The organism is Nonomuraea sp. NPDC002799 (genome assembly GCF_053592075.1).
The window spans coordinates 50,234-66,760 of the sequence record NZ_JBSFVA010000013.1 but is presented as its reverse complement, the minus strand read 5'-3'; the positions used below and the strand labels follow the sequence as shown (position 1 = coordinate 66,760).

Annotated in this window: 18 protein-coding genes; 9 read left to right on the top strand and 9 right to left on the bottom strand. The window is 71.4% G+C overall.

All coding sequences use genetic code 11. The annotated features are described in order from the left end of the window. Positions 1-2: 2 nt before the first annotated feature. Positions 3-845: a hypothetical protein gene (locus ACWD0F_RS23890; protein WP_449878872.1), complete on the top strand. Its 843-nt coding sequence runs from the start codon at positions 3-5 to the stop codon at positions 843-845. Positions 846-896: 51 nt separating this feature from the next. On the opposite strand, the gene ACWD0F_RS23885 is transcribed toward ACWD0F_RS23890, so the two are convergent. Together ACWD0F_RS23885 and ACWD0F_RS23880 are read right to left on the bottom strand one after the other, a co-directional pair. Then, positions 897-1,775 (bottom strand): 1,4-dihydroxy-2-naphthoyl-CoA synthase, encoded by an 879-nt coding sequence (locus ACWD0F_RS23885; protein WP_449878870.1) that lies wholly within the window; start codon positions 1,773-1,775, stop codon positions 897-899. A 10-nt stretch (positions 1,776-1,785) separates the two neighbouring features. Then, the gene (locus ACWD0F_RS23880) at positions 1,786-2,298 is read right to left on the bottom strand and encodes a PadR family transcriptional regulator (RefSeq protein ID WP_449878868.1); all 513 of its coding nucleotides are present in this window, start codon (positions 2,296-2,298) and stop codon (positions 1,786-1,788) included. Between the two features lie 78 nt (positions 2,299-2,376). Between ACWD0F_RS23880 and ACWD0F_RS23875 the strand changes: the two genes are divergently transcribed. After that, positions 2,377-2,931 carry a hypothetical protein gene (locus tag ACWD0F_RS23875; RefSeq protein WP_449878866.1) on the top strand — a complete coding sequence of 185 codons (555 nt, stop codon included), beginning with the start codon at positions 2,377-2,379 and terminating at the stop codon, positions 2,929-2,931. Here the strand turns inward: ACWD0F_RS23875 and ACWD0F_RS23870 are convergent. Further along, the gene (locus ACWD0F_RS23870; RefSeq protein ID WP_449878864.1) at positions 2,924-3,256 is read right to left on the bottom strand and encodes an ArsR/SmtB family transcription factor; all 333 of its coding nucleotides are present in this window, start codon (positions 3,254-3,256) and stop codon (positions 2,924-2,926) included. The two genes, ACWD0F_RS23875 and ACWD0F_RS23870, sit on opposite strands and share 8 nt — an antisense overlap. 86 nt (positions 3,257-3,342) lie before the next feature. Between ACWD0F_RS23870 and ACWD0F_RS23865 the strand changes: the two genes are divergently transcribed. Together ACWD0F_RS23865 and ACWD0F_RS23860 are read left to right on the top strand one after the other, a co-directional pair. Then, positions 3,343-3,513 carry a DUF3073 domain-containing protein gene (locus ACWD0F_RS23865; RefSeq protein ID WP_449878862.1) on the top strand — a complete coding sequence of 57 codons (171 nt, stop codon included), beginning with the start codon at positions 3,343-3,345 and terminating at the stop codon, positions 3,511-3,513. A gap of 273 nt (positions 3,514-3,786) precedes the next feature. Further along, positions 3,787-4,353, top strand: coding sequence for an NADPH-dependent F420 reductase (locus tag ACWD0F_RS23860; RefSeq protein ID WP_449878861.1), 567 nt, complete (start codon positions 3,787-3,789; stop codon positions 4,351-4,353). Positions 4,354-4,414: 61 nt separating this feature from the next. On the opposite strand, the gene ACWD0F_RS23855 is transcribed toward ACWD0F_RS23860, so the two are convergent. From ACWD0F_RS23855 to ACWD0F_RS23835, 5 genes are all read right to left on the bottom strand, one after another. Beyond that, positions 4,415-5,821 carry an LCP family protein gene (locus tag ACWD0F_RS23855; protein WP_449878859.1) on the bottom strand — a complete coding sequence of 469 codons (1,407 nt, stop codon included), beginning with the start codon at positions 5,819-5,821 and terminating at the stop codon, positions 4,415-4,417. A gap of 114 nt (positions 5,822-5,935) precedes the next feature. After that, positions 5,936-6,202: a DUF6510 family protein gene (locus tag ACWD0F_RS23850; RefSeq protein WP_449878857.1), complete on the bottom strand. Its 267-nt coding sequence runs from the start codon at positions 6,200-6,202 to the stop codon at positions 5,936-5,938. A gap of 1 nt (position 6,203) precedes the next feature. Then, on the bottom strand, positions 6,204-6,929 hold the full coding sequence (locus tag ACWD0F_RS23845) for a ferredoxin reductase (RefSeq protein WP_449878855.1): 726 nt from the start codon (positions 6,927-6,929) through the stop codon (positions 6,204-6,206). After that, on the bottom strand, positions 6,930-7,529 hold the full coding sequence (locus tag ACWD0F_RS23840) for a sulfite oxidase-like oxidoreductase (RefSeq protein ID WP_449878853.1): 600 nt from the start codon (positions 7,527-7,529) through the stop codon (positions 6,930-6,932). 140 nt (positions 7,530-7,669) lie between these two features. Continuing rightward, positions 7,670-8,143 carry an MSMEG_6728 family protein gene (locus tag ACWD0F_RS23835; protein ID WP_449878851.1) on the bottom strand — a complete coding sequence of 158 codons (474 nt, stop codon included), beginning with the start codon at positions 8,141-8,143 and terminating at the stop codon, positions 7,670-7,672. A 73-nt stretch (positions 8,144-8,216) separates the two neighbouring features. On the opposite strand from ACWD0F_RS23835, the gene ACWD0F_RS23830 reads away from it, so the two are divergent. The 3 genes from ACWD0F_RS23830 to ACWD0F_RS23820 all read left to right on the top strand — a co-directional run bounded on the left by ACWD0F_RS23830 (position 8,217) and on the right by ACWD0F_RS23820 (position 12,769). Further along, positions 8,217-10,538 (top strand): xanthine dehydrogenase family protein molybdopterin-binding subunit, encoded by a 2,322-nt coding sequence (locus tag ACWD0F_RS23830; protein ID WP_449878849.1) that lies wholly within the window; start codon positions 8,217-8,219, stop codon positions 10,536-10,538. A 325-nt stretch (positions 10,539-10,863) separates the two neighbouring features. After that, positions 10,864-11,331, top strand: a complete 468-nt coding sequence (locus tag ACWD0F_RS23825) for an ATP-binding protein (RefSeq protein ID WP_449878847.1) — start codon at positions 10,864-10,866, stop codon at positions 11,329-11,331. A gap of 94 nt (positions 11,332-11,425) precedes the next feature. Next, positions 11,426-12,769, top strand: coding sequence for a choice-of-anchor Q domain-containing protein (locus tag ACWD0F_RS23820; protein WP_449878845.1), 1,344 nt, complete (start codon positions 11,426-11,428; stop codon positions 12,767-12,769). Positions 12,770-12,878: 109 nt separating this feature from the next. Here ACWD0F_RS23820 and ACWD0F_RS23815 read toward each other — a convergent pair whose 3' ends face one another. Continuing rightward, positions 12,879-14,243 (bottom strand): MFS transporter, encoded by a 1,365-nt coding sequence (locus ACWD0F_RS23815; protein ID WP_449878843.1) that lies wholly within the window; start codon positions 14,241-14,243, stop codon positions 12,879-12,881. Between the two features lie 85 nt (positions 14,244-14,328). Here ACWD0F_RS23815 and ACWD0F_RS23810 point away from each other — a divergent pair, with 85 nt between their 5' ends. Together ACWD0F_RS23810 and ACWD0F_RS23805 are read left to right on the top strand one after the other, a co-directional pair. Next, positions 14,329-15,309 (top strand): Lrp/AsnC family transcriptional regulator, encoded by a 981-nt coding sequence (locus ACWD0F_RS23810; RefSeq protein ID WP_449878841.1) that lies wholly within the window; start codon positions 14,329-14,331, stop codon positions 15,307-15,309. 49 nt (positions 15,310-15,358) lie between these two features. After that, complete coding sequence (locus ACWD0F_RS23805) at positions 15,359-16,522, top strand: polysaccharide lyase family 8 super-sandwich domain-containing protein (RefSeq protein WP_449878839.1); 1,164 nt, start codon at positions 15,359-15,361, stop codon at positions 16,520-16,522. Positions 16,523-16,527 lie beyond the last annotated feature (5 nt).

Sequence of the window (16,527 nt, the reverse complement as noted above, 5' to 3'; positions counted from 1 at the left end):
CCATGACGACGATCGTGTTCATTCACGGGCGGGGCCAGGAGGGCAAGGACCCTCAGGAGCTGCTGAAGGAGTGGCGTGCGGCGCTGGCCGCCGGGCTCGGCACCGCGCGGCTCGCCCACGAGAGCGTGCTGCCCTACTACGGCAATGTCCTGCACCGGGTCACCGCCGAGGTCGCCCGGCCGCCGGCGGAGAGCCTGGCCGCCGACGGCGATGAGGAGGAGATGCCCTTCCATCCCCACCTGCCGGAGGACACCACCCAGCTCGAACGCCTGCTCCTGCTCGACCTGGCCGCGGCGACGGGGAGCAGCCCGCAGACGCAGATGGGCATCTCGGACATCCTGTCGTGGACGCTGGCCCGCCGGCTGCTCGGCTGGGTCTCCCGGCACACCAGCGTGGACAAGGAGATCATCAAGGTCTTCCTGCAGGACGTCGCCGTCTACCTCAGCCACGGCAGGCAGCCGGTGCTGGCCGAGGTGCGCCGGGGCCTGCCGGCCTCGGGCCGGATCGTGCTGGTCTCGCACTCCTTGGGCACGGTGGTGTCGAGGGACCTGCTCGTGGACGCCGGCCTGCGCAGGCGGGTCGCGTTATGGGTGACGGCCGGCTCGCCGCTGGGAATGCCCACGATCCAGCGCAACCTGCTGGCGAAGGGCACCCAGCATCCGGACGTGCCCTGGCTGACCGCATGGGACGTCAACGACATCGTGGCACTCGGGCATCCGCTGGAGCGGGCATGGGGCACGCCGCTCGACCAGAGGGAGGTGGAGAACCGCGACGCGCCGCACGCGATCGACCGCTACCTCCGGCACCGCACGGTGGCCGTGCCCATCGGCAAGGCCTGCACTTAGCGGCGCCAGGAGCCCTGGCTGGGCCAGGGGCTCAGCAGCGGTGCCAGGGGCTCAGAAGTGCCAGGGGTACGGCGACCAGTCGGGCTCGCGCTTCTCCAGGAACGAGTCGCGCCCTTCGGCCGCCTCGTCCGTCATGTACGCCAGCCGCGTCGCCTCGCCCGCGAACACCTGCTGCCCCACCAGCCCGTCGTCCAGCGCGTTGAAGGCGAACTTGAGCATCCGCTGCGCCATGGGCGACTTGCCGTTGATCTTGCGCCCCCACTCCAGGGCCGTCGCCTCCAGCTCCGCGTGCGGGACCACGGCGTTGACCATGCCCATCCGGTGGGCGTCGGCCGCCGTGTAGGTGTCGCCCAGGAAGAAGATCTCCCGCGCGAACTTCTGCCCGACCTGCCGCGCCAGATAGGCCGAGCCGAAGCCGCCGTCGAAGCTGGCCACGTCGGCGTCGGTCTGCTTGAAGCGGGCGTGCTCCTCGCTGGCGAGGGTGAGGTCCGCCACCACGTGGAGACTGTGGCCGCCGCCCGCCGCCCAGCCGGGCACCACGCAGATCACGACCTTCGGCATGAAGCGGATCAGGCGCTGGACCTCCAGGATGTGCAGGCGGCCGGTCGAGACGGTGCCGTCGGCGTACTGGTAGCCGTCCTTGCCCCTGATGCGCTGGTCGCCGCCGGAGCAGAAGGCCCAGCCGCCGTCCCTGGGCGAGGGGCCGTTGCCGGTGAGCAGCACGCAGCCGACGTCGGTGCTCTGCCGGGCGTGGTCGAGCGCGCGGTAGAGCTCGTCGACCGTCTGCGGGCGGAAGGCGTTGCGCACCTCGGGGCGGTCGAAGGCGATGCGCACGGTGCCCTGGTCGACTGCCCGATGGTAGGTGATGTCGGTGAAGTCGAATCCCTCGACCGCCTGCCACGCCTTGGGATCGAACAGCTCGGAGACCATGGCCGGAAGTTTAGTGGATGCGCTCCTGCGCCCATTCGGCCCACTCCCGCCGGCCCTGGCCGACGCGCAGGCCGTATTCGAGGGCGATCCTGCCGTACACCGACAGGTTGTCCTGGCCGTTCTCGACGAACTCGCGGACGCTCTCCAGCTGCTCAAGCTGCTTGGTGGTCAGCTCCACCTGATGGCGCAGGTACGCTCGGGCCTGCTCGGGATCGACCTGACCCAGGAAGAACACGCGGAGCAGCATGTCGCTGCGCGCGACCGTGGTGGGCTCGACCTCAAGGATCCAGCGGCGCAGCTCGGCCAGGCCCGTCTCGGTGATCGAGTATTCCTTGCGCCCGCGCGGGCCCTCGGCGGTGACGTCCACGAGAGCGGCCTCGGCCAGCTTGCCCAGCTCGGCGTAGAGCTGGCTCTGGGTGGCCGGCCAGACGTTGGAGAGCGAGACGTCGAACATCTTCATCAGGTCGTATCCGCTGCCGGGCTCCTCGGCGAGCAGTCCCAGCACGGCGTGTCGAAGGCTCATGTTCCTATGTTGACATATCGGCACAGGAAGTTCTACGTTCGACCTGTCTGCATAGGAACGTCAAAGGGAGTCCTCACCATGCGCGGCCTGCTCGGTTTCCTGCCTTGGATCGTCTACGCCGTCATCGCGACCGGCGACGAGTGGCGCTGGGGTGCGATCACCGGCCTGGCCATCGCCGTCGTCCTCGTCGTCATCGACCGCCGGGCGGGCAAGGGGTGGGACGAGATGGTGATCGAGGCGAGCGCGGCGGTGTTCTTCGCCTGCCTCACGGTGTTCTCCCTGCTGGCCCCGCACTCGCCGCTCACACCGTACGGCCCCGCGCTGGTCAACGTCTGGCTGGCGGGCACGGCCTGGGGGTCGCTGGCCGTCCGCCGGCCGTTCACGCTGGGCATCGCGCGCACGATGGCGCCGCGGGAGGTCTGGGAGACGCCGCGGTTCTACCGCGTCAACCTGATCATCACGGCGGTCTGGGGAGCGGCCTTCACCATCGCCGCGATCTCCCTGACGCTCATCCTGAATGTCTCGCCCCATGCGACGGCGCTCGTCATCGCCGTCAAGGTGCTCTCGTTCTGCGTTCCCGCCGTCTTCACGGCGTGGTACCCCAAGCGCGTGCGGAGCGTGTCGGCTAGGTGATCTCGGCCCGCAACTCCGCCAGCAGCTCGCCCTGGTCGGCGAGCATGTCGGTGAGGATGCGCCGGGCGGCCCCGAGCAGGTCGGCCAGCTCTGGCGTGGCCAGCGTGTAGACCACGGTGCTGCCCTCCCGGATGGCGCTCACGATTCCCGCCCTGCGCAGGATGGCCAGTTGCTGGGAGAGACTCGAAGCCTCGATGTCGATCTGGGCCAGAAGTTCCCTGACGGGCAGCGGCCCTTCCTGGAGTAGCTCCAACACTCGGATGCGAGCGGGGTGGCCGAGCGTTCGGAAGAAGTCGGCCTTGGCCTGATGGACCTCCACGTGCATATGGCAAGACTAATCGAGCGCAGTTGCATAATTCTTCAAGTCACCATGTTGTTGGATAGCATGACAGCGGGGACTAGGGAGTAGCCATGGGCAGAGGAAGAGCCAAGGCGAAGCAGACGAAGGTTGCTCGCCAGCTTAAGTACACGAACCACAACATCGACTACGACCAGCTCCGCGAGGATCTGGGCGCAGACACGGGACGTGAGGAGATTCACCCGCCTGCGGCGTCTGAGCAGGAGTCCGAGCGCGGGCATTGACGCGGTTCGCTCCGCGGGGCTGGGATGACCTTCTCCAGCCGCCGGGCCTCCGGCGCCTGCTCGGGCGCCGCGGGCTCCAGGCGGTACGGCCTCGCCAGGGGTGACCCACACCTCGCGGACGATCACCCTTCCGGGGTGCCTCGCGAGTGATGACGCGTACCCTCAGGAGCTCGGCGCCGCCCTTTCGGCGCCCATCGCCTAGCAAAGGTCTCCTCCTGTGAGGAATGTCACCGGCGTCTCTGGGCAGATCCCGGAGCGCGAGGTGATCAAGACATGCGCGTAGCAATCGTGGGTTCCGGAAGGCTCGGCGCGCCGCTCGGACGCCTGCTCGCGGTGGCCGGCCACGAGGTGTTCTTCAGTGACGCCGAGCCTGCCCGCGTGACGGCCGCCGCCGGGGCGACGGACGGTCAGGCCAGGGGCGGCTCGCCGATGGAGGCCGCGCGGTTCGCCGAGGTGGTCATCCTGGCGGTGGGCTGGGAGGCGTTCCCGGCCGTGGTGGCGGAGCTCGGCGAGGCGCTGACCGGCCGGATCATCATCGATCCCAGCAACCCGGTCGCCGAGCGCGACGGCGCCGCCGTGGTGGTGGCCGTCCCCGGCGGGCTCACCAGCCCGCAGTATCAGCAGGGGGTGCTCGGGGCCGGTGCGCGGCTGGTGCGCACGTTCAACACCAGATACCCCAACGAGCTGCTGGAGCTCGGTACGGCGGGTCAGCGCGGCGGGCCGCGGGCCGACATGCCCTACTGGGGTGACGACGACGGGGCGAAGAAGGCCGTGGTGCCGCTCATCGAGGACGCCGGATTCACGGCCATCGACGGCGGCGGCCTCTCAGACGCCCTCTGACACGCACACGGACGCTCGGACGGCAGCCGGCCGGTAGCTCAGACGGCACCCGCCCCGCTGCTCAGGTGGCGCACGTGTCGTGGGTGGCGTCGAAGCCCTTGATCGCCTCCGTGTCGTCGGACCGCAGCGCCTTCAGGCCCTTCCAGTCGTCGCCGATCACGAGCACCAGCCGGCTGGTCCGCGCCTGCGCCACCAGCTTCGGCGTGGCGGCGAGCAGGTCGTTGGAGAGGGTGGGCACCCGGGTCTCGCCGGCGGCGCCGTAGAAGATCGTGGTCTTGGCCTGCGGCTTGCGCGCCGAGTCGCCGATCTTCGAGATGTGGTAGCCGCGCTGCTCCAGGAACGCGGCCACCTGGGTGCCGAGCCCGCCGCGCCAGGTGCCGTTGCGCAGCTCCACCTGGATCTTCGACCGCGCCACCTTGGCCTGGCCGCCCTTGATGCCCTGCACGCTCTGGTCCCTGGCCACGATCTGGAAGAGCTTGCCCGCCTGCTGCTGCACCCACTCCACCCGCCCTGGCTGGGTGAACGAGTAGTGCCACGGGGTGGTGATGAACCGGATCTGCCCGGCGTCCAGGCCCTGAAGGCTGGTGGCCAGGTCCTTCATGACGCCCACGGACAGGGCGCGGTCGGTGGTCACGGCCTTGGTGCCGGCGTCGAGGATGCCGTAGAGCTTGGCGGGGTCGGTGAGCGTCTCGCCGCTCATCACCTTCTTGACCATCGAGGCGATGAACATCTGCTGCCGCTGGATGCGCCCGATGTCCGAGCCGTCGCCCAGGCTGTAGCGGGCGCGGACGTAGCCGAGCGCCTGCTCGCCGGTGAGCGTCTGCCGCCCGGCGGGCAGGTGCAGCAGCGCCTTCTTGTCGTCCACGGCCTCGGGCAGGCAGACCTCGACGCCGCCCACGGCGTTGACGATGCCCTTGAAGCCGGTGAAGTCGACCTTCACGAAGTGGTCGATGTGGATGCGGGTGAGCGCCTCGATCGTCTTCCACGTGCAGGCGATGCCGCCGGAGTTGAACGATTCGTTGATCATGCCCAGGTGCGGCTGCTGTCCCGGCAGGCCGTTCGTGGCGCGGCAGGCGGGCAGTTGCACGAGCGAGTCGCGCGGGAAGCTGATGACCATGGCGTTGTCGCGCTTGGACGACACGTGGACCAGCATGATCGTGTCGGTGCGCTCGCCGGAGATGCCGTGGCCGTACTTGGCGTTCTTGCCGTCGCGCTGGTCGGAGCCGACGACGAGGACGTTCATCGCGGTGCCGGCCACCTTGGGCGGGCGGGTGGCCCCGAGGTCGTCGGCGGTCACGTCCACGTGCTTGACGTTGCCGTTCAGCTTGACGGCGACGCCCACGACGATGCCTGCGATCAGCAGGACGACGGTCACCACGACCGCGATCACCCAGCGCAGCCAGTGACGGGGACGGCGCGGTGACGCGCTCGGCTCGGTAGGCGGCGCGTCGACAAGCCCGCTGCTCACGTGACTCCAGGGGGGACGGGGCCGCGGGCGTCACCCATGGCCAAGAGCCTCGACGTACAGATCTCGGCCGATTGAACGTGCCGAGTGTACTCAGTCGGGCACGGTCACGTGTGCTCAGTCCGGCACGTTCACCCGCAGCGACACCGTGCCGCGCAGATCGAGCCAGACCGTGCCGGGGCCGCGGACCAGCCGGAGCACCACCTCGTCGCAGCCGGGGCAGCGCCCCACCAGCCCGGGATCGGGGCCGTAGACGCGCAGCGCGGCGACGGGGCCCGTCAGCCCGCAGCTCGCGCAGCGGCCGGTGGCGGCGGTGACGTCGACGGCGAAGATCTCGCCGAGCGGGCCGGCCAGCGCGTTGCCGTCGAGGTGTTCTGGGGTCATGTCAGCCTCCGGTCGGGCCGAAACGTTCGGTTCTGATGCGTTCGGGCGCGTGGCCCAGTGCGAGCAGCAGGTCGGCCGCGGCCTCCACGAACCCGGTCGGCCCGCACACGTAGCAGTCGGGCTCGAAGGAGGCCGGCCAGCCGCCCTCGGCCAGGTCGCCCAGCGCGATGCGGCCGGCCACGCGGACCGCGTCGGGCGGCGCGGCCCTGGTGTAGACGTAGGCGATGTCGAGCCCCGGGTCGGGGCGGCGCAACTCGCCGGCGTAGTAACGGCGGCCGGGGTCGCGCAGGGAGTAGAGCAGGCGGAACGGCACGCGGCTACCGGTCTGCCGGCGGGCCCTGATCATCGCCATCAGCGGCACGATGCCGGATCCGCCGGCCACCAGCAGCACCGGCGCCGTGCTCTCGGGCCGCCAGACGAACCAGCCGCCCACGGGCCCGCGGAGCTCGATCCGGTCACCGGCCTCGATCACCTCGGTCAGGTAGGGCGAGACCTCCCCGTCCGGCACGGTCTCCACGGTCAGCTCGACCAGCTCGCCGTCGGCGGGCGCGGCCAGCGAGTAGCTGCGCTGCGCGGTGTAACCGTCGTCGGCCGTCAGCCGCACGTCGACGTGCTGGCCCGCCAGGTGTCCCGGCCAGCCGGGCACCCGCAGGCGCAGCGTGCGCGCGGTGGCGGTCTCGGACACGATCGCGACGAGCTCGGCCGGCCGCCAGACCAGACGCCGCACCTAGTCACCCTCGTAGCGCTGCTCGCGCCACGGGTCGCCGTAGTTGTGGTAGCCGGCGGTCTCCCAGAAGCCGGGCCAGTCCTCGTCGAGCAGCCGGATGCCCCGCACCCACTTGGCGGACTTCCAGAAGTACAGATGCGGGACGATCAGCCGGGCCGGCCCGCCGTGCCGGGGCGCCAGGTCCTCGCCGTCGAAGCGGTGGACGATCCACGCCTTGCCGTCGAGCAGATCCTCCAGCGGCAGGTTGGTGGTGTAGCCGCCGTAGGAGGAGACCAGCGCGTATTCGGCGGCGGTCTCGACGTCCTCGAAGAAGGTGTCGAGCGAGACGCCCTCCCACGAGGTGCCCAGCTTGGACCACTTGGTCACGCAGTGGATGTCCACCGTGGGCGTCTCCGCGGGCAGCGCCGTGAACTCCGCCCACGACCAGCGGTGGGTGCGCTCCGCCTCGGTGTCGATGGTGAACTCCCACCGGTCGAGCGGCACCCGCGGCGTCGGGCCCGCCGACAACACCGGGAAGTCCTCGACCAGATACTGGCCGGGCGGCAACCGGTCGCCACCGCCTCTGCGCTTGCCGTGGAAGCCGCGCGAAATGATGCTCACGAGCCCCTCCTTGTGATCCAGGCCCATTCCATCATGTGATCAGCCGCGTCGCGGGATGACGAGGCCGCACTCGTCCGCGAAGACGAGCTGGGCCCGGGGGAGTGGTCGCGCCGAGCCGGCCACGCCGGGGTGCGGCCCGGTCAGGCCGGCAGGCGGTCGGAGCGCGGCCAGACGTAGGAGAGGTCGTCCGGGTCGTCGTCGCCGAAGATGGGCCGGTAGTAGGCGGGGTCCTTGCGCAGGAGCGCGGAGCGGTGGCTCAGGTGCAGCGCCTCGTCGCCCAGCCAGGGCGGCAGCTCACCGGCCGTGCCCAGCTCGATCTGACTGCGCACCAGCGTCGTGCCGCAGAGCCGGGCCAGATCGCCGCTCATCGTGGTCGCGCAGGTGTCGCGCCGGCCGAGTGCGCACCAGCGCTCGCACACGTCGAGGCCGTAGCGGACGAGCGCCTCCTCGTAGCCGGTCCACATCTTCGCCGCGGGGTGGTGGCGCCAGCCGTAGCCGGGGACGGTGATGGCGCGCAGGACCTGGATGGTCTCGACGCGCTGCTTGCCCAGCCGCAGCGGGTCCAGGACCGCGGCCGTGGCGGCGAAGTCCGGATACGGCAGGAACGTTTGCATCGAGACCCCCGCTGACGTGCTCTTTCTCGCGCATCGTATAGACCGCCCGGCGGGTGGCGCGCACAATCGGACCATGGGCGACAGGTATGTCGGCGCACGGACGCCGCGGCGGGAAGACGCCAGACTGCTGAGAGGAAAGGCCAGATATGTCGGGAGCGTTCGGCTGCCCGGCATGGCCCACGCGTACGTCGTGCGCAGCCCCATCGCCCACGGCCGGCTGCTCGGCTGCGACGCCAAGGCGGCGTGGGCGGTCGAGGGCGTGCTCGACGTCATCACGCCGGCCGACGCCCCGGCCCTGCGCCTGCCCTGCGTCAGCCTGGCGCCCGGCCAGCGGTTGTCGTCCTACCGGGCGCTGGACGACGAGATCAGGTACGCGGGACAGCCCCTCGCCGTCGTGGTCGCCCGTACGCCGGAGGCCGCCAGGGACGCCGCCGACGTCGTCGACCTGGACCTGGCGGAGCTGCCCGCGGTGATCGGGGCCGAGCGGGCGATGCGCGACGGCGCGCCCCTGCTCTACCCCGGCTGGGGCACCAACGTGCTCGCCGACTTCACGCTCGGCGACGACGACTGCGCGGCGGCCGTCGAAGGGGCCGAGCACGTCGTCGAGATGACGTTCAGGACGGCCCGGATCTCGCCGTACCCCATGGAGCCGCGCGGCGTCGTCGCCTCCTTCACCGACGACGAGCTGACCGTGCACATCTCCTCCCAGTCGCCGCACCACGTGCGCGATCACCTGGCGGAGGCGTTCGAGCTCACGCACGACCGGGTACGCGTCATCTGCCGCGACACGGGCGGCGGCTTCGGCGGCAAGGAGCACGTCTATCCCGACGAAGCGCTGGTCTGCCTGGCCGCGATGCGCCTGGGCCGCCCGGTGGCCTGGTCGGAGTCGCCCGGCGACCGGTTGTTCGCCACGCTGCCCGCGCGCGCCGCCGTGCACCGGGCGCGACTGGCGCTGGACGGCGACGGGCGGTTCGTCGCGATGGACGCGGAGGTGGTCTGCGACCTCGGCGCCCACCCGTCGAACAGCGGCACCGCCACGGCCGCGGTGACCGCCGTGATGCTGCCCGGCCCCTACCGCTTCGACCGGGTGGCGGTCCGCGCGCTCGGCGTCGTCACCAACACCACGCCGATCGGCTCCTACCGGGGGTTCGGCCAGCCGGAGGGCACTCTGACCAGAGAGCGGCTGATCGACGAGGCGGCCCGCAGGCTCGGGATCGACCGGATCGAGCTGCGGCTGCGCAACCTGATCCGGCCGGACGAGCTGCCGTACACCTCGCGCCTCTACCAGCCCTACGACTCGGGCGACTACCCGCTCGCCCTGCTGACCCTGCGCGACCTCGTCACGCCGGTCCACAAGGACGACGGGCGCCGGCGCGGCATCGGCTACTCCTGCCACGTCGAGTCGACCGGCATGGGCCCATCGGCGGAGCTCAAGAGCGCCGGCATCCAGGCGGGCGGTTACGAGAGCGCCGTGTTGCGCATGGAGCAGGACGCGTCCGTGATCGTGTGGTCCGGGGTGGTGCCCATGGGGCAGGGCATCGAGACGACGCTGGCCCAGCTCGCGGCCGACCGCGTGGGGGTGCCGATCGAGCGGGTGCGGGTGGTGCTGGGAGACACGGCGGCGGCCCCCTACTCGTCGGTCGGCTCGATCGCCAGCCGGTCGCTGGCCCTCGGCGGCGGAGCGCTCATCCAGGCCGCGGCCCGGCTGCGCGACAAGCTCGTGGCCATCGCCGCGCACCGGCTGGAGGCGGCCCCGGCCGATCTGGAGCTCGTCGACGGCGCCGTCCAGGTGAAGGGCGATCCGCGGGCGTCGGTGAGCCTGCGGGAGCTGGCCACGTCGGCCTGGCGCGGCTGGGACCTGCCGGACGGCGTCACTCCCGGCCTGGAGGAGCGCGTCAGCTACGACCCGGTGGCCTACACCTACGCCTACGGCGCGCACGCGGCGGCCGTGGCCGTCGATCCGGAGACCGGGGCGGTGGAGGTGGAGGGCTACTGGGTGGTCAACGATGCCGGCGTGCTGGTCAACCCGGCCGTGGTGGAGGGGCAGATTCGCGGCGGAGTCGTCCAGGGCATCGGGATGGCGCTGACCGAGGAGATCGTCTACTCCGAGGACGGCCAGCCGATCACCGACTACCTGCTGCCGACCACCCGCGAGGTTCCGGACATCGAGGTCGTGATGCTGGAGACGCCCTCGCCGCTCACCCCTGGCGGCATGAAGGGCGTGGGGGAGGCCGGCACGATCGGCCCGCCCGCCGCCATCGCCAACGCGGTCGCCGCCGCGCTGCCGGAGATCGCGGAGCGGATCACGGACGTCCCCCTGACCCCGGCCGCCATGTGGGCGCTGCTCCAGGCGCCGGGCCTGCCGTGGAGCCCGGCAGGCGGGCAGGCGTCCTGACCGGGGAGCCGGGCGCCGGAACCGGCCGCTGAAACGCCGCCACGGGCCGGGCGTGCGCGGCCCGCGGTGATCGAGCCCGCCCGGCCCCATGCCATTTTCGTCGTCTCCGGGTGCCCTGCTGCCCCGGTGACCTGGGCCTATCGCCGGTCGGTGCGGCCCTGCGGGCGGTGGTCCGAAAAACATCAGGATTTCTCGCCGAAGATTCGACCCAAAGGGCGTCCTCGTGCGTACAAGTTTCGACAGACCTTGTACGTCAACCCATAGGCAGGTCCTCTTGTTGAGTGAAACGCGTATTCGCTGCCCGTCCACCCAGGAAAGGGACGCCATGTCCACGCTGCGATCGACTCGCCGGAGCCGGATGCAGTATGTATGGGCGCTGCACGAGGACCCACAGACGGTCCGTCATGCACGGGCAGTCATTCGCGATGAATTGTCAACGCTCGCCCTTTCTTCCGACCTCGTCGATGACGCCGTGCTCATGGTCAGCGAATTAGTGACAAATGCCTTCTTGTACGGCGATGGCCCGTACGAACTGGCGCTGCACGTGGACGCCAAGGAGATCATGTGCGTGGTGGTGGACAGCAGCCCGGTCCTTCCCGCCCCGTCGCCTCCTGACGTACGGGCCGAGCACGGGCGGGGGTTGCGCATCATCGCCAGGCTTTCCGACGGTTTCTACGGTTGCCATCCCCAGCGTTACGTCACCCATCCCGACGTCGTCGGCAAGGCCACCTGGTTCGCCCTCCCGCGTCAGGATGCCCGCGGCAACGTGGTGCCGATTAGAGCTGGAACATAACCGTGATTTCCGACATGTTCGTGGATAAGGTGTCAGCCGCAAGCCGGGGATGATCTCCGCCGCGTGGTGGAGCCCCGGCCGTTCTGGAGGCTGAATGTCCGGCTGGAACTTACGGACCGGCGCCGCCGTCACGGCACTCGCGCTGGCGGCCACGACCCTCGCGACCGGCACCGCGTCAGCGGCCGCGGCCGTCTACTACGTGGACGCCGTCAACGGAAAAGACTCGGCGGCCGGCACGTCGGCGGCCACCGCGTGGAAAACCCTCACCAAGGCGTCCACGGCGCCCCTCGTCCCCGGCTCCACGTTGTTGCTGAGCCGTGGCAGCACGTGGAAGGGGCAACAACTCGACCTGACCAGATCGGGCAGCGCGACCGCCCCGATCGTCGTCGACGCCTACGGCACCGCCACCGCCAAGCCGGTCATCGCCGGCCACGCCGAGGCCTGCCTGAGCCTGACCGGCTCGCACATCGAGGTCTACAACCTGCAGATCGGCCTGGCCCAGGACGGCTCGCGCTGCACCTGGGCCGGCATCAAGGTGACGGGCGACGACAACGTCATCGAGCGCAACCTCATCACCGGGGCCGCCGCCGGCGTCTACATCGAGCAGGGCGTCCAGTACACCGCGGTGACGGCCAACGACTTCATCGACAACAACCACATGAGCAAGCTCACCCCGACGAACGTGAACGACAACGACGACTCCGGCGCGTTCGCCATCCTCGTCCACGGCGACGACTCCAACATCGCCTGGAACGAGATCCGCGGCTCCTACGCCTTCAGCTACGACTACGGCATGGACGGCGCGGCCGTGGAGATCTTCCTCGGCTCGAACAACCGCATCCACCACAACATCGCGGTGGACAACGAGACCTTCACCGAGCTGGGCACCAGCAGGGAGCTCAACGACGACGGCAGCCCCAGCGACCCCGACGGCACCGCGGGCAACATCTTCGAGTACAACGTGATCACCGGCCCGCAGACCCAGGGCGGGCTGGTGACCCGCGGCCCGCAGGAGCCGGGCGAGGAGCCCGACGTGAACGGCCCGGTGCTCGGCACCGTCTTCCGCAACAACTCCGTGCGCCTGACCCACGCCGCCTCCCAGGGCGTCGTCTGTGACGCGGGCTGCACCAACGCCCACCTGTCGATGTCGCAGAACATCGTCCAGGCCGTTCTCAAGACGGGCTACGGCCCGAACGTCACCGACATCCACCACAACGTCTTCTTCGGCGCCGCGCAGCATCAGATGGGCGGCACGAACAACGTCACGGCCGACCCGCTGTTCGACCTGGCGAACACGGCCCACCCGCTGAGTCTGCGGGCCGGCAGCCCGGCCATCGACCGCGGCGTCACCAGGTTCAGCGACGACGACGTGACCGGCCGCGCCATCGACGGCAGTGACGGCGCGGTGGACGCCGGAGCGTACGAGTACGACAAGTAAGTCCCGTCGCCGCCGTCCTCTGGTCTCCCGAGCAATTGATCAAGCCCGGCATACGGCGGCGGATCGTACACGTTCTACGAGGTGATCGTGGCGGGCACCGACGTCACGATCACTCACGGGCGCTCCGCCGGACCAAGGCGAGGACCAGCAGGCCCGCGACCAGGCCGGTGGCGGCGCTCGCCAGGTACACCTCGTTCAACGAGGCCGCGTCGCCCCCGTAGAGCAGGCCGAGCGCGGCGATGCCGACGGCGTAGCCGAGCTGCCTGACCGTGTTCACGGTGCCCGCCGCCATGCCGGTCCGCCGGGGCGGGGCGTAGGCCATGGCGGCGGAGCTGAGCGCGGGGATGGCCAGGCCCACGCCCGCGCCCACGACGACGAGCCCGGGCGCCAGCGCGGTCCAGGCCGAGTGCTGGTCGAGCTGCCCCTGCAGGAACGAGCCCGCCCCGACCAGCAGCAGCCCGCCGCCGACGGAGACCCGGGGCGAGATCCGGGGGAGCAGGCGGACGGCCGCGACGGAGACCACCAGCGAGGTGACGGCCATCGGCGACAGTGCCAGCCCCGCCAGCACGGGGCCGAGCCGGAGGTTCTGCTGCAGCCAGAGCGAGGTGAACGCCAGGCACGCGAACGCGGCCGGCATGAGCAGCGCCGCTCCCACCATGATGCCGCTGAACGAGCGGTCGGCGAACAACCGCAGATCCAGCATGGGATGCGCGCCGCGCCGCTCGATCACGACGAACGCCACGAGCGACACGGCGGCGGCGGCCAGCGGCAACAGTGACCGTGCCGACGTCCAGCCGTGCTGCCCGGCCTCGATCAGCCCGTACGTGAGCGCCCCCGCCGCCACCGTGAACGTGACCATGCCCGCCCAGTCGATCCGGCTCTCACCGGCCCCGCGCGACTCCTTGACCGCCCGCAGGGTGAGCCAGACGGCGACCACGCTGATCGGCAGGTTCACCAGGAAGATGGCCCGCCAGTGCAGGTGCTCGGTGAGCAGGCCGCCGAGCACGGGCGCGACCGCCGCCGCGGCCCCGTTGACGCCGCCCCACACGCCGAACGCGATGCCGCGCCGCCGGCCTTCGTAGGTGGCGCTGATGAGGGCGAGGGTGGTGGCCATCATGGCCGCGCCGCCCGCCCCCTGCAGCACCCGGGCGGCCACGAGCACGCCGCCGCTGGGCGCCAGCCCGCAGGCGAGCGAGGCCAGCGCGAACACGCCGAGCGCCATCAGGTAGACCCGGCGCCGTCCAGTGTGGTCGGCGAGCGAGCCGGCGGCGAGCAGCAGGGCGGCCAGGGCCAGCGCGTAGCCGTCCAGCAGCCACTGCGCGCCGGTGAACGACAGGTGCAGGTCGGCGGTGATGTCCGGCAGGGCGACCATGACGATGGTCACGTCGACGAGGAGCATGAAGGCGCCCAGGCAGGCGGCCACCAGGGGCCCCCAGCCGGTCGCCGTTCGCTCGGCAGGGAGAGTCGTGGTCATGACGGCAACTGTCGGGCCTGCGTGCAGACATTCGCCAGTGCAAGCCGCAGTTTCGGTGGTTTTCCGTGCGAGCTAGCCTGTGCTGGTGGAAAACATCGAGGTGGACGAGGTAGACCGGGGGCTGCTGCACGCGCTGCAGGTGGACGGGCGGGCCTCGTTCAGCCGCATCGGCGAGGTGCTCGGCGTGTCCGACCAGCGCGTGGCCCGCCGCTACCGGCGGCTGCGCGGCACGGGCATGCTGCGCGTGGTCGGCGTCGTGGACGGCCGGTGGCTCGGCTACGAGTCGTGGTCGATCAGGTTGCGCTGCACCCCCGACGCGGCGGTCTCGATCGCGGAGGCGCTCGGCCGGCGCCCCGACACGTTCTGGGTGCACCTGCTGTCCGGCGGCACCGAGATCTCCTGCGGCACCCTCCAGCGCACCGCCGAGGAGCGCGAGTCGCTGCTGCTGAGCAAGCTGGCGCGGACCAACCGGGTGTTGTCGGTGTCGGCGCACCGCACCCTGCACATCTTCGTGGGCGGGCGGGTCGGCTGGGCCGGGCTGGCCGCGCTCTCGCCCGAGCAGGTGGCGCACCTGCGGGCGGGCCGGGTCTTCGACCGGCGGGGCGACGGCGCGCCGATCACGCTCGGCCCGGGCGACGAGGCGCTGCTGGCGGCGCTCTCGCGGGACGGCCGGGCCGGCTACCCCGACCTGGCGGCGGCGACGGGCTGGTCGGAGTCGACGGTCAAGCGGCGCATGGAGCAGCTCTGCTCGGCCGGCGTGCTCTTCTTCGACATGGACGTGCTGCCCCCGCTGCTGGGCTACCGGGTGGAGGCACAACTGTGGATGTCGGTGCCGCCGGCCGAGCTCGACGCGACCGGCCGGGCGCTGGCCGGGCATCCGGAGGTCGCGTTCACGGCGGCGACGACGGGCTCGGCCAACCTGGCGGCCAGCGTCGTGTGCCGCGACGACGCCGCGTTCTACCGCTACCTCACCGACAGCCTCGGCGCGCTGCCCGCGGTCGGGCACCTGGAGACCGCGCCGATCGTCAGGACCATCAAGCGGGCGGGGGCCATGCTGCCCATCTGAGGCGGGGCCCCTGCGACGAACCGCCGCCGAGCGGGCGCGCTGGCAGGCCATGGTCAAGGGGTGGGCGGAGCGGAACACCCACCGGCCGATGTGGGCGCACCCCGAGCCCGCCTTCCACGCCCGGCTGGCCGCGATCATGGACGACCCCGCCGTCCCGGCCGCGCCGGAGCCGGCCGGGCACCGGCTGCTCCCCATGAGCGCCAGGGCCGTGCACCGCGGGCCCGGCTGGTGCGCGGCGCTCAGCATGGCCTCGCACCGGATCGGGCACTACGAACACGGCAACGGCGAGAACCTGCGCGGCTGGCACACCGGCTCAGGAATGCTCTACTGGTGGGCCGCCGGCCACGGCGACCACTACTCCGACTCCTTCTGGCCGACCGTCGACCCCTACCGCCTGCCCGGCACCACCGTGTCCGCGCTGCGGCTGCCCGACGGCGCGGGCGCGGCGTGGGGCGGCACGTGCCCGCCGGGCCGGTGGGTGGGCGGGGCGACGGACGGCACGTACGCGATGGTCGGCCAGCACCTGAACGGGCTCGAAAGCACGATGGAGGCGTTCAAGTCGTGGTTGTTCCTCGACGACGCGGTGCTCTGCCTGGGCGCCGGCATCACCGCCCGTGACGGCACGGCGGTCGAGACCATCGTGGACAACCGCAGAACCGCCGCCCCGCTCACCGCCGGGCCGGGCTGGGCCCATCTCGACGGCCACGGCGGCTACGTCGTCCCCGCCGGTCTGCGTACCCTGCGGGAGAGCCGCGCGGGCGGGGGCGTGACCCGCGACTACGTCACGCTCTGGCTCGACCACGGCGTCGACCCGCGCGCGGCCGGCTACGTCTACCTGCTGCTGCCCGGCGCGAGCCAGGCGCTGACCAGGGCGCGGGCCGCCGATCCCGGCTGGGCGCACGTGCTCGCCAACACCGCCGCGCAGCAGGTCGTCCGCGTGCCCTCGCTCGGGATCACCGCGGCCGCCTTCTGGGTCGGCGGGACGGCCGGCGGCCTGACCGCCTCCGGCCCGTGCGCGGTCCTGATCCGCGAGCGTGGCGACGGCACGGCCACGCTGACCGTGGCCGATCCCCGCGGCGACCTCGACGAGCTGACCGTGACGTGGGCGCGCGGCGGGACAATGGCGGCGGGCGGGACGGGGGCGGCCGGGACGTTCAGGTTCGGCCCGATCGCCGAGGGCGCCTCGAAGACGATCACCGTGCGGCTGGGCTGATCGTG